13 protein-coding genes are annotated in these 12,772 nt (G+C 35.1%); 5 read left to right on the top strand and 8 right to left on the bottom strand.

The window, feature by feature from the left end; all coding sequences use genetic code 11:
* The first annotated feature begins 30 nt into the window (after positions 1-30).
* Genes V7P73_RS00650 through V7P73_RS00640 form a run of 3 tightly spaced genes read left to right on the top strand, consistent with a single transcriptional unit; the run spans position 31 to position 1,983 of the window.
* Positions 31-744, top strand: a complete 714-nt coding sequence (locus V7P73_RS00650; protein WP_333850601.1) for a nucleotidyltransferase family protein — start codon at positions 31-33, stop codon at positions 742-744.
* Positions 741-1,451 (top strand): TIGR00730 family Rossman fold protein, encoded by a 711-nt coding sequence (locus V7P73_RS00645; protein WP_333850599.1) that lies wholly within the window; start codon positions 741-743, stop codon positions 1,449-1,451. Before V7P73_RS00650 ends, V7P73_RS00645 begins: the two co-directional genes overlap by 4 nt.
* Before the next feature lie 58 nt (positions 1,452-1,509).
* Complete coding sequence (locus V7P73_RS00640) at positions 1,510-1,983, top strand: DUF6702 family protein (RefSeq protein WP_333850597.1); 474 nt, start codon at positions 1,510-1,512, stop codon at positions 1,981-1,983.
* A gap of 202 nt (positions 1,984-2,185) precedes the next feature.
* On the opposite strand, the gene V7P73_RS00635 is transcribed toward V7P73_RS00640, so the two are convergent.
* The 8 genes from V7P73_RS00635 to V7P73_RS00600 form a co-directional block, all read right to left on the bottom strand.
* A complete protein-coding gene (locus tag V7P73_RS00635; RefSeq protein ID WP_333850595.1) occupies positions 2,186-2,923 on the bottom strand; it encodes a sulfite exporter TauE/SafE family protein in 738 nt (245 codons plus the stop codon).
* A complete protein-coding gene (locus V7P73_RS00630) occupies positions 2,914-3,363 on the bottom strand; it encodes a FixH family protein (RefSeq protein ID WP_333850594.1) in 450 nt (149 codons plus the stop codon). The genes V7P73_RS00635 and V7P73_RS00630 overlap by 10 nt, the downstream gene beginning before the upstream one ends.
* Before the next feature lie 13 nt (positions 3,364-3,376).
* Positions 3,377-4,828: a cytochrome c oxidase accessory protein CcoG gene (gene ccoG / locus V7P73_RS00625; RefSeq protein ID WP_333850592.1), complete on the bottom strand. Its 1,452-nt coding sequence runs from the start codon at positions 4,826-4,828 to the stop codon at positions 3,377-3,379.
* Positions 4,829-4,951: 123 nt separating this feature from the next.
* On the bottom strand, positions 4,952-5,830 hold the full coding sequence (locus tag V7P73_RS00620; protein ID WP_333850590.1) for a cbb3-type cytochrome c oxidase N-terminal domain-containing protein: 879 nt from the start codon (positions 5,828-5,830) through the stop codon (positions 4,952-4,954).
* A gap of 21 nt (positions 5,831-5,851) precedes the next feature.
* The gene (locus V7P73_RS00615; protein ID WP_333850588.1) at positions 5,852-6,049 is read right to left on the bottom strand and encodes a CcoQ/FixQ family Cbb3-type cytochrome c oxidase assembly chaperone; all 198 of its coding nucleotides are present in this window, start codon (positions 6,047-6,049) and stop codon (positions 5,852-5,854) included.
* 12 nt (positions 6,050-6,061) lie between these two features.
* On the bottom strand, positions 6,062-8,347 hold the full coding sequence (ccoN, locus tag V7P73_RS00610; protein ID WP_333850586.1) for a cytochrome-c oxidase, cbb3-type subunit I: 2,286 nt from the start codon (positions 8,345-8,347) through the stop codon (positions 6,062-6,064).
* A 15-nt stretch (positions 8,348-8,362) separates the two neighbouring features.
* The gene (ccoS, locus tag V7P73_RS00605; RefSeq protein ID WP_074236302.1) at positions 8,363-8,548 is read right to left on the bottom strand and encodes a cbb3-type cytochrome oxidase assembly protein CcoS; all 186 of its coding nucleotides are present in this window, start codon (positions 8,546-8,548) and stop codon (positions 8,363-8,365) included.
* 111 nt (positions 8,549-8,659) lie between these two features.
* Positions 8,660-11,038: a heavy metal translocating P-type ATPase gene (locus V7P73_RS00600; protein ID WP_333850583.1), complete on the bottom strand. Its 2,379-nt coding sequence runs from the start codon at positions 11,036-11,038 to the stop codon at positions 8,660-8,662.
* A gap of 95 nt (positions 11,039-11,133) precedes the next feature.
* On the opposite strand from V7P73_RS00600, the gene V7P73_RS00595 reads away from it, so the two are divergent.
* Together V7P73_RS00595 and panB are read left to right on the top strand one after the other, a co-directional pair.
* Positions 11,134-11,847, top strand: a complete 714-nt coding sequence (locus V7P73_RS00595) for a Crp/Fnr family transcriptional regulator (RefSeq protein ID WP_333850581.1) — start codon at positions 11,134-11,136, stop codon at positions 11,845-11,847.
* A gap of 86 nt (positions 11,848-11,933) precedes the next feature.
* Positions 11,934-12,749: a 3-methyl-2-oxobutanoate hydroxymethyltransferase gene (gene panB, locus V7P73_RS00590; RefSeq protein WP_312421307.1), complete on the top strand. Its 816-nt coding sequence runs from the start codon at positions 11,934-11,936 to the stop codon at positions 12,747-12,749.
* Positions 12,750-12,772: the final 23 nt, after the last annotated feature.

Below are 12,772 nucleotides of genomic sequence, written 5' to 3'. Positions count from 1 at the left end.
TCCATCATTAATTAATTACCATTTATAAGTATGAAAGCATTAATATTTGCTGCGGGAATGGGAACCCGACTAAAACCTTTCACAGACAATCATCCCAAAGCTTTGGCGCAAGTCAATGGCGTTGCGCTTTTGGAAAGAAATATAAAATATCTCCAGAGTTACGGGATTAATGATTTTGTTATTAATATTCATCATTTTGGAGGACAGATTTTGGCATTTTTAGCGGAGAATGATAACTTCGGCGCTAATATCGAAATCTCCAACGAATCAGAAGAACTTCTGGAAACGGGCGGTGGACTTTTATTCGCCAAAAAATTCTTGGAAAAAGAAAAGACATTCCTGATAATGAATGTTGATATCCTGACAGACCTTAATATTACTAATTTCATCAAGCTTCACGAAATCAAAGGTGGAATGATTACCTTGGCGGTTTCTGACAGAGACAGTTCCAGAAAACTGATGTTCAATGATAAAATGTTTTTGAAAGGCTGGAAAAACCTTACTACAAACAAAAAGACTGTTGTTGGCGGGATTTTCAAATTAAGAGAATTGGCGTTCAGTGGTGTACATTGTGTCAATTCTGAGATATTTGAGAAGATGACAAGAACCGGAAAATTCTCTATTATGGACGAATATATGGACCTGATGAAAGAAGATATCATCATTGGTTATCAACATACAGCGAACCTGATAGACGTTGGAAAACCAGAATCAATTAATGAAGCAGAAAGACTATTCAAATGACACAACAAGACGAAGATAAAAGATTACAGGAAAGTCTGAGACAAAAGACTTGGGACGAAACAATTACGAAAGACAGCTGGATGGTTTTCCGAGTGATGTCGGAATTTGTAGATGGTTATGAGAAAATGGCGAAAATTGGACCTTGTGTTTCTATTTTCGGTTCTGCAAGGTTGAAAGAAGACAGCTATTATTATAAAATGGCTTCTGACATCGCACAGAAAATCACAGAAATTGGATTTGGTGTCATCACTGGCGGTGGACCTGGAATAATGGAAGCCGGAAACAGAGGCGCCAGCGGACAGGGAAAATCTATCGGTTTGAATATCGAATTGCCTTTCGAACAACATTTTAACCCTTATGTTGACAAAGGTTATAATATCAATTTTGATTATTTTTTCGTTAGAAAAGTAATGTTTGTTAAATATTCTCAAGGTTTTGTAGTAATGCCTGGGGGTTTTGGAACATTGGATGAGTTGTCAGAAGCTTTGACCTTAATTCAAACCAATAAAATAGGGAAGTTCCCCATCGTTTTGGTTGGAAGCGAGTTCTGGAGCGGATTGTTGGATTGGTTCAAAGAAACTTTGTTGAAAGAAGGTTTGATTGCAGAAAAAGACTTATTACTTTTCAGAGTAGTTGATACGGCGGAAGATGCGGTGGAACACATCAAAGCTTTCTATGACAAATATTCTGTAAGTGTGAATTTCTAATATCTGGCATATAATTTGACCAAATATTTATGTTAAAAGTTATCAAATATTATATAAAATGAAAAAATCATTATTTATATTATCTCTGGGAATTTTGTTAATCAGTTTTTTCAGTTTTAAAGATTTTGACTTCTTCTCGTCAATGACCAAAGTGGATTATATTGATGGAAGCAAGACGCTGAAGTTTACAACTAAATTGAATACTAATCATATTTCCCAAGCTGTAAAGATTAATCCGGCTACCGCTGGCTTCGAAGCTGAAGTGAAAAAATATGTGAATAACAATGTGGATGTTGCCATCAACGGCTCAGCGAAATCTTTGACTTTCACAGGAAGCCAAGTGAATGGAGAATCTGTTTGGGTTTACTATGAAGTCGCGAATGTTTCTGATATCTCCAGTTTGAAAATCAAAAACAGCATCTTGATTGGACAGTTTCCCAAACAAGTCAATATTATGAATATTACTTACAAAGGCGCTCTGAAGACGCTCAACTTCCAGAAAGGGAAAGAAAGTTCAGAAGTTACTTTCTAGATAAAATTAAAGTCGGCAATTAGCCGACTTTTTTGTATTTATTTCCTTACTATTTTTTAACTTAAAATATTTTTCTTGGAGTTTTGCAAAAATTTCAAAAGAAATACATGTCATTCTTTTCTTTTTTTTTCAAGTCGAATTTTAATAAACTTTGTTAAGAAAAAATTAGATGTCGATAGAAAAAAGAGATAGATTTTTTAATCTAATGACAATTAGTATGATCCATATGGAAACCATCTTTAGAATGATTAACGTGCAAAGCTTCGGAATGTGGTGAAACATAAGGAATTCCCAACTCCAAACCTCTAAAAACGAATAATCCGCCCAAGATAATCATCATTATAGGAATCACTCTTAATATTTTTACCCGGAAAGTGGTTGTGATGAAGTTTCCCAAGAAAACTACGGCGAACATAAACGGAAAAGTTCCCAACCCGAATAACAGCATAAAAACTGAACTTTGCCAGATTCCGCCTGCAGCTAATGAAGCGGTTAAAGCCATATAAACCATTCCACAAGGTAAGAATCCATTCAAAATTCCGGTAGCGAAACGAGATTTGTAATCTGGTCTTTGTAGGATTTTTCCCAATTGCATCTTAACTCTCAACAAAGCTTTTGAAACAAAAGGAATTTTAGAAGCAAAGTCTTTTCCTCCGAAAGAAAAAATTGCCATTATAATTAATAAAACTCCAACAAAAATCGTTAAGTATTTTTGAAATCCAGCTAACTCAAAACTTTGACCAATGATTCCCAACACTGCTCCTAAAAAAGAATAAGTGAAAATTCTGCCAAACTGATATGTTATATTCTGTAAATAGAAATTAGCTTTCTGATTTTTGGTAAGACCCATAGATAAAGCGATAGGACCGCACATCCCAATACAATGGAAGCCGGAGGCAAAACCCAACCCAATCGCTGATATTATGAAGGTCATTTCCATTGAATATCGTAATCTATTTGATATGGTTTTTTATTTGATGTCCATTTCAGTTTCAAAGTATAAGAACCTGCAGATAATACTTTTTTAGGGATCAAGAAAACATTATGCTGTAATCCCACTTCTTTTTTTACATCTAGATTGGAATCTTCGGTTCTGAATAATACAAAATTCACTTTATCATTATCTACTTTGATGGTCTCTGGAAAAGAAATCATCATTCCTTCACTTGTTACTTTATAAACTGGTTGTTGTTCCAATTGTGCTGCATTTTTTTTTGCATCAATGATATCTTGATATTGCAACTCTTCTTCATAGTAATTGTTGGAAATCATTTCTGCATTTTGTTTTCCCATTGGAAAGATGAAAATCAAAAACAAAATGAAAAATATAAAACATCCTAAAGCTATCGCCAAACCGTGTCCCCAATGTAATTTTTTCATTCTAAAGTTAGATTTAAAATTGAAATTTGAAAGGTCCTTCAAAGTAAGTATTGTAAGAGTCTAATAATTTTCCGTTCATATCATAAACGCCCAATTCCAGATTTTGTTTGGACAATTTGATTTGACTTTCCGGGAAACTTACATTGATGGTTCCTTTTATCATCGCATCTCTCTTCAGAATAATTTTGCTTGTCGTACTTGAAGATATTTCTCCGTTTTTAGGTTCGATGATTTTGATGATAACGGTTTTCGTTTCGTTCGATTTATTGAGGAAAGTATAATTATAAGTATTCGTGATTTTTCCTTCCCTTACAAAGAATGTTGATCCAGGAGGTTTCAGGAATTTAGCTTCCATTTCGCCTCTGTTGTAAAGCAAGAATCCAAGGAATCCCACTAATAAAACCAAAATCACAGAATAGATTTTCATCTTCCCAGAGAATTTGAATTGGCCTTGTTCTTCAATTTCTTTCTCCGATGCATAACGAATCAATCCTGGTGGAAGACCCACTTTTACCATTACTTCATCACAAGCATCGATACAAGCAGTACAATTCACGCATTCCATTTGCAATCCATCACGGATATCAATTCCTGTCGGGCAAACTACAACGCATTGTTTACAGTCGATACAATCCCCTTTTCCTTCTGCTTTTCTATCTTCTCCTTTTTTCCATTTGGAACGGTTTTCTCCTCTTTTATAATCGTAAAAAACGTTGATGGTTTCTTTGTCAATCAATACACCTTGCAATCTACCATAAGGACAAACCATCGTACAAACCTGTTCTCTGAACCAAGCAAATACAAAATAGAATGCTGCCGTGAACATTATCATTACCAAGAAGTTGGTTGGCTTCGCAAACGGACCTTCTTGCATTATTCTCAAAACTTCTTCATAACCTACAATGTACATAAACATAATGTGAGTTATAACTAATGAGATGATGATGAATATTGTCCACTTTAGAGAACGTTTCCATATTTTTTCAGAATCCCAAGGCTGGTTGTCTAACCTTATCTGCTTATTTCTGTCACCTTCTATTGCGTATTCTATTTTTCGGAAAATCATTTCCAAAAAGATTGTCTGCGGACAAATCCATCCACAAAAAATCCTTCCAAATGTTACAGTAAAAAGAATAATGAATACTAATGAACCAATTGCGCCTAAGGCTAAAATAAAGAAATCTTGAGGGTAAAATGGCTGACCAAATATGAAGAATTGGCGTTCTATAATGTTGAATAAAAGAACTGGATTGCCATTGATTTTAAGAAAAGGAATTACAAAATAGATTGCTAATAATATAATACTAACGAGAACTCTGTAATTGGTGTATTTGCCCTTTGGTTTCCTTGGAAATACCCATTTTCTTTTTCCGGTATTGTCCATTGTTCCAACTGAGTCTCTGAATGTCTCAGCTTCTACCACCCAGCTTTCAGCCTCGTTGTATTTTTTTTCTGTCCCACTCATAATATTTAGATAAAAAAAGAGATTGCCCGAAAAACGAATCGTATCAATTCATTTTCCAAATATCATTCCTATATAGAACAATATTCTTTTGACAATCTCTTTGTATGTTAAGTTGTTTACTACTTATTTTTCCCAGTGTGCTTCTTCTCCTTGAGGAGCAGCGCCACCTTGTGCTTCAGTAATTGGAGCCTGTTCTTGGTTGATGTGATAAACATAAGCAGATACAGCTTGCATTTCAAAACCATTAACAATACCATTTTTACCCCAAGCCTGCATTGTTGGGTTATTTTTACTACCATTTTCTACCATATAGAAAACATTTTTGAATAACGTTTTCTCAGGCTGATTAATCCAGAAATTATCTGTCAAGTTAGGACCAATTCCTCCTTTCCCACCTTCACCGTGACAAGAAACACAGTTGGTTTCGAAGACAGCTTTTCCAGCCTCTACATTGTCTTCTGAGAAAACAGCAGTTTCTATAGTTGGCTGAGTGACTGTAGACATATACTCAGTAATAGCAGCAGTTTGTTCCCTGTATTCTTGTTCATACTCTTTATAAGGATTTGCAAAATCTGTCAGGAAATAAGATGAGATATACAATACACAATATGCAACACCAAAATAGAAAAGGCCCAACCACCATTTTGGAAGCTGATTGTCAAGTTCCATAATTCCATCGAATCCGTGGTCGATAAGAATATCTTTCTCTTCTTTTTCGCCTTGGCTTTTGAATGCTCCGTTCCACAAATATTTGAAATATGGAACTTTAGTTTCGTTAAGATAAGTTGCTTTTTCAGCGTCAGTTAATTTCTTGAATTTTTCGTTTTCAATCAAATCACCAATTGCTGTTTGAATGAATACGACTATAACACTGATTAAAGCTGTTCCCAAGAAGTATCTGGACGTTAAAAAGTCAGATGACTGCGAGAACATATAAAATACTACCAGTAATAATCCTAAAACAATTAGAATATTAATATAAACAGGTGTTCTTCTTTTCATAGTTAATTATCTTTAATAGAGTTACAAAGTAAACTTGTCATCGTCGTGGTCTTTTTCCAAAGGCGCATTTTCTTCTTCGTTATAATATTTCTTTGGTCTGTTGATTACTATATAAACCACAACTACAAAGAACAAGATGAAGATTATCATTGCTAAAGTTTGGAAAAAACCAGTGTTTTCCACATTGGAGACGATGTCTTTAAAACTTTGCGGAATCATTTGTTTTATATTTTAATTACTAGCGGTTTTGACTTCAGTTGTTTTGATATCAGTTCCCAATCTTTGTAAGTAAGAGATCAATGCTACGATTTCTCTCTTCTCAAGTGGTACAAATTGCTCGCCAGCTTTTGTTTTTGCTTCTTTAGTTTCTGCAAAAGATTTTTTAACATCGGCAGCCTCTGAGAATACATTCTTCACAATCGCGTTGGCTTGGTTATTCATCCAGGAATCCATCGTATCGATTTGAGCTTTTGTATAAGGAACATCAAAAGTATTTTTCATCAATTCCAACTTAGCTTTAGATTTGCTTCTGTCAAGTGTATTTTCAATCAACCAAGGATATCTAGGCATAATAGAACCTGCAGATGTAGACCTTGGGTTATACATATGTTTGAAGTGCCAAGAATCTGGTCTTGCGCCACCTTCTCTCTGCAAATCCGGACCTGTTCTTTTAGAACCCCAAAGGAATGGTCTGTCATAGATGAATTCTCCAGCTTTAGAGTATTGTCCATTTTTACCGTTGAATCTTACAACCTCATCACGGAAAGGACGAATCATCTGAGAGTGACAAGCATTACAGCCTTCTCTAATATAAATGTCTCTACCTTCTAACTCTAACGGAGAATACGGTTTAACTGCAGAAATTGTAGGAACATTGTCTTTTACAAATATGGTAGGAAGGATTTCCAAAGCCCCACCAATTGCTAATACAATGAAAGATAATATTGATAAATAAAGGGGTGTTCTTTCTAACCAAAGGTGGAAAGTTTCGCCCTCTTTTCTTCCTTTTTTTACATTTGCCAAAGCTGGTGCTTCTGCAGAAACTTCTTTTTGGAATGAACCTTTTCTAGCTGTAGCAACTAAGTTCACAACCATAAGAATTGCACCAGAGAAATATAACAATCCACCAACGAATCTCATTTTGAAATATGGAAGAATTGCAGTTACGGTATCCAACCAGTTTTTATAAACTAAAGTCCCATCTGGATTAAATTGTTTCCACATCAAACCTTGTGTAAATCCTGAGATGTACAATGGAACTGCGTAGAAAATAATTCCGAATGTTCCTAACCAAAAATGCCAGTTGGCTAATTTTACAGACCACAATTTGGTTCTCCACATTATTGGAACTAAGTAATATATAACACCAAATGCCATAAATCCATTCCATCCAAGGGCACCTAAGTGAACGTGACCAATAACCCAATCGGTAAAATGACCAACTTTGTTTACTGTTTTCGTTGCCAAAAGTGGACCTTCAAAAGTTGCCATACCATAACAAGTTACAGCTACTACAAAGAATTTAAGAACCGGATTTTCTCTTACTTTATCCCAAGCTCCTCTTAGAGTAAGAAGCCCATTCAACATACCACCCCAAGATGGTGCAATCAACATAATAGAGAAACCTGTTCCTACTGCTTGAGCCCAAGCTGGTAGAGAAGTATATTGTAGGTGGTGTGGACCAGCCCATATATATACAAAGATTAATGACCAGAAGTGGATAATTGATAATTTGTATGAGAAAACTGGTCTGTCAGCCGCTTTTGGTACAAAGTAATACATCATTCCAAGAACTGGCGTAGTCAAGAAGAATGCAACCGCATTGTGACCATACCACCATTGTACTAATGCATCTTTTACACCTGCGTAAGCAGAATATGATTTCCATCCTGTGAAAGATAATGGAACTTCTAAGTTGTTGAAGATATGAAGCATTGCTACTGCAACCCAAGTTCCGATATAGAACCAAATTGCAACATACAAGTGTCTTACTCTTCTGATTGCTATAGTAGCAAACATATTGAAACCAAAAACCAACCAAACCAAAGTAATCAAGATATCGATTGGCCACTCGTGTTCTGCATATTCTTTTGAGGTATTAATACCCATAAAGAACGTAATAACAACAGATACAAGCATTAACTGCCAGCCCCAGAAGTGAATCCAAGATAACGTGTCACTCCACATTCTTGTTTTTAATAGTCTTTGGATTGAGTAATAAAATCCGGAGAAGAAGCTGTTTCCAACAAATGCGAAAATTACTGCACTTGTGTGAAGCATTCTAATACGTCCGAATCCAAATGCACCTTGAGAGTTAATCAAGCCCTGCATGCCTTCGCTACGCAAAGTTTTGATTGTTGGGTCGTCTGTTCCCAAGAAAAATTCTGGTAATTCAGGATAAAATAGTAACAACGCAGCTGTAAGTCCCAATAAAAAACCTACTAAACCGAAAACGACTGTCGCAATAAGAAAGGCGCGAACAATCCCGTTGTCATAACTAAATTTTTGTGTTTCCATATCTACAAATAGCAATTATTCATTTTCATTTTTAGGAGTTTCTGTCTCCTTATCTGTCTTTACCTCGTCGTCAAATAAAATTCTAACGGCAGGCGATTCATCATCTTCAAACTGTCCTTTTTTTGCTCCAATTATAAAGATAACCAAGAAGATAGCAGCTAAAGAAACGCTGCAAATAATCATTAAATAGAGAATCTCCATATCTGCTCGCAAATTTAAGATAAAACAGTCGTCAAATTTAGTGAAAATTACTGACTTTGGTCAGAATGGTCAAAATATGGATAATTTATAATCACTCTAAATAAAGCTGTTCTAAATGTTTATCTTAAAATATTTAGAACTTCTAAGCCAAGTTGAAAGTGTTGTGAATGTAACTACAGTTACAGAACTCAAAGGCATAAAAATCGCAGCAAAAAGTGGATGCATATGTCCTGAAACTGCAAACCCCACTCCAATAACATTGTAACATAAACTAATTATGAATGTGAATTTTACAATTTTGATAGCATCTTTGGAAAGCTTCAAAAATTTATCCAGTTCAGGGATTTTTTCGCCGTTCATAATCACATCAGAAGATGGTGTAAAAGAGTTACTGTCATCTGCGATAGCGATTCCAACATTGCTTTGTTTTAAAGCGCCTGCATCATTCAATCCGTCGCCAAGCATCGCTACTTTTTTACCTTCGTCTTGTAGTTTTTTGATGAAATCCAGTTTGTTTTCAGGGTTTTGATTGAATTTCATTTCAGAAATTGATGGAATCAGTTTTTCCAAAATTGGTTTTTCTGAAGAATTATCACCACTCAAAATATTGATTCCGTAATTTTTCAGGTTGATAAAAAGCTGAGCCAGATTATTTCGATATTCATTTTTGAAGATAAATTTCCCGATGAATTCTCCATTTTTGCTAATGTAAACCGCAGTTTCCATATTCTGGGATTTTTCTCCCGTGAAACTCGCAGAACCAATTTTATAAATAATTCCTCTTACCTTTCCTTGGTAACCTTTTCCGGAAATCTCTTCAAAATCTTCAATTTCAAAATAATCGTCATTCACTTCAATGAAATCGTAAAGCGATTTTGAAAGCGGATGATTGGAGTTTTTAAGCAAAGATTTGATGTTTTTCAAATCAAATTCCTCGATTTTTGTTCCAATGAAAGTGATATTCGTCTTTTTATTCTCAGTAATAGTTCCTGTTTTATCGAAAACCAAAGTGTCAACTTTTGCCAGTCTTTCTATAGTTAAAGTGTCTTTTACATAGAATTTATTTCGACCAAGAATTCTCATGATATGACCGAAAGTAAACGGCGCAGACAAAGCTAATGCACAGGGACAAGCAACAATTAAAATAGCAGAAATCACTTGGAACATTTTTTCAAAATCAATAGTTGACCAATATATTCCGGCAATTAAAGTGATTCCTAAAATGATGAATGTGAAATATTTACTAATCGTATTGGTCATAGTGTCAAGACCGGTTTCGAACTTTTTAAACGCTTCTTTGTTCCAAAGTTGAGTCAGGTAACTTTGGTCAACACTTTTAATCACTTCAAGTTCCAAAATCGAACCTGATTGTTTTCCGCCGGCAAAAATTTTGTCGCCAGGTTTTTTGGAAATATGAGCAGATTCTCCAGTGATAAAGCTGTTGTCAATATTTCCTTCGCCTTTAATTAAAATCGAATCTACTGGAATGATTTCCTGATTTCTAACCATAATTCTGTCGCCAACAGCCAAATCGGACAACAAAATATTTTCCTGCTTTCCATCAAAGTCAACTTTGGTAACGGCAATTGGATAGAAAGATTTGTAATCTCTGTCGTAGGATAATGAGTTGTAAGTTCTTTTCTGGAACGTTTTTCCAAGCAACATAAAGAATAATAATCCGCAAAGTGTATCGAAATAGCCTGGTCCATAATCGGTTACGGCTTCGTAGATACTTCTGCCATAAAGAACAAAGATTCCCAAAACAATCGGGACATCGATGTTAATGATTTTATTCTTTAAACCATACCAAGCGGATTTGTAATAATCTGAAGCGGAATAAAATACAACCGCTGTTGCTAGGCAGAATAAAATAATTCTGAATAAATGTTTGAAAGAATGAAACCAAACGTCATCTCCAGAAACATATTCGGGGAAACTGAAAAACATTCCATTTCCGAAAGCGAAACCAGCAACAGCTAATTTGATTAATAAGCTTTTGTCAAGTTTATCCTGTTTTTTTTCTGCCGTTTCTAGATTAATCACTGGTTTGTAACCAAGATTGGTCAGGAATTTTGCAACTTCACTCAGTTTTATTTCATCTTCTTTGAAAGAAATTTGAACCGTCTTTCTTGTGAAATTAACCTGAGAATATTTGATTTTGTTATTGATGGTATGAAGGCTTTCCAATAACCAAATGCAAGAAGAACAATGGATTACAGGAATTTTGAATGTGACAAGCGTAGTTCCGCCTTCGGAAAAATCAACAACTTTAGTGAAAATTTCAGGCGTGTCCAGATAATCGAACTGAGCATTGTTCTCATTGCTCGGTCGGATTCCGGAATTTTTATTGATATTGTAAAAATTGTCGAGATTGTGAAAATTCAGAATTTCATAAACCGATTGACAACCGTTGCAGCAAAAGATTTTCTCATCGAAAAGAAGTCTTTCTTTGTCGATTTTCTGACCGCAGTGAAAGCATTGTTCTGCCATTAAAAAATACTCAGATATTTGGATTGCAAAATTACGTCAAAAATCTTGGTATGTAGTGTTAAAAAGTCTTATTTTTGCTGACAAATGTCATAGGTATGTCTCTTGAACAACAATTGGTTATAGAAGAAAATTTCTCAAAAGCATTTAACAAAGAATCTTTGCGCGAAAGTCTTAATCCCGAAGATTTTGAAGTTTACAGCAATGCCCTCAAAGTTCTGGAATTCTCAAAAGGTGATGTCGTCTTCGACGATGGTGAGTCGCCGAAAGGTGTCTATTTTATCGAAAAAGGAACTGCAAAATTATCGAAATCAGGTGTTTATGGTAAAGACCAGATTCTTAGATTCTGTAAAGAAAACGATTTGATAGGTTACCGTTCTTTGCTTTGTGGTGAGAATTTTCAAGCTAAAGCAGAAGCAATGACACCAATGAAAGTTCAGTTTTTACCGTCTGATATTTTCCTAAAATTGTTAGAAGTTGACCCAAAATTGTCGTATGCAATGCTTCAAAAAATCGCTTACGAATTAGGCGAATCTGCAAACACAGTAACTTTCTTAGCACAAAAAACTGTAAGAGAAAGACTAGCAGAAATCCTAGTTTTGCTGGAACAAAAGCTGGGAACTGATCCAGAAGGTTTCATCAAAATCTCTTTGACCAGAGAAGAAATCGCCAACCTGATTGGAACTGCAACCGAAAGTGCTATCAGATTGATTTCCGAATTCAAACAAGATGATTTGATTTCTGTAGAAGGTAGAAATATCAAAATCCTTAACAGAGAAAAATTAATCAAATTGGGTCACGTGGTTATATAAACGATAAAGGATAAGTGATGGTTGATTTCAATCATCATTTTCATTTTTAATCATTTATAACTTATAATTTATCATTAATAATTCTTATGTCTGTACATTCTGAAATTAAAAAAATCACGACTGAAACCTTACGAAAAATGAAATTCGATAAGGAAAAGATTACAATGCTGACAGCTTACGATTTTACAACAGCGAAAATGGTAGACGCAGGCGGTGTAGATTCTATATTAATCGGAGATTCTGCAGCGAACGTAATGGCTGGTCACGAAACGACTTTGCCAATTACACTTGACCAAATGATTTATCATACACAATGTGTTGTTCGTGGTGTAGAAAGGGCTTTGGTTGTGGCAGATTTACCTTTCGGAACGTATCAGAGTAATCCTGAGAAAGCTTTGGATTCTGCAGTGAGAATGATGAAAGAAGGTGGCGCACACGCCATCAAAATAGAAGGAGGAAAAGAGATCGAAGAATCTATTAGAAAAATCGTGAATGCAGGAATTCCGGTTTGTGGACATCTAGGTTTGACACCTCAAAGTATCTATCAATTCGGGACTTACAAAGTAAGAGCTAAAGAAGATGCTGAAGCTGAGAAATTGATTGCTGACTGTAAATTATTGGAAGAATTAGGATGTTTCGCTGTTGTTTTGGAAAAAATTCCTGCAGCGCTTGCCAAAAAAGCTTCGGAAAGTATTTCTATTCCTACTATTGGAATTGGAGCTGGACCAGATTGTGACGGGCAGGTTTTGGTTTACCACGATATGGTTGGGATGAATCAAGGTTTTTCTCCAAAATTCTTGAGAAGATATCTTGACCTTTATACAGAAATTACAGGAGCAGTTTCTCAGTATGTGAAAGATGTGAAAAGCTCAGAATTTCCAAATGACAAAGAAAGCTATTAAACTTTTAATAATTTTATTTGGAT

The sequence above is a fragment of the Epilithonimonas sp. genome (genome assembly GCF_036780765.1).
Taxonomy (GTDB): Bacteria; Bacteroidota; Bacteroidia; order Flavobacteriales; family Weeksellaceae; genus Epilithonimonas.
This window is presented reverse-complemented; position numbering and strand designations above follow the sequence as displayed.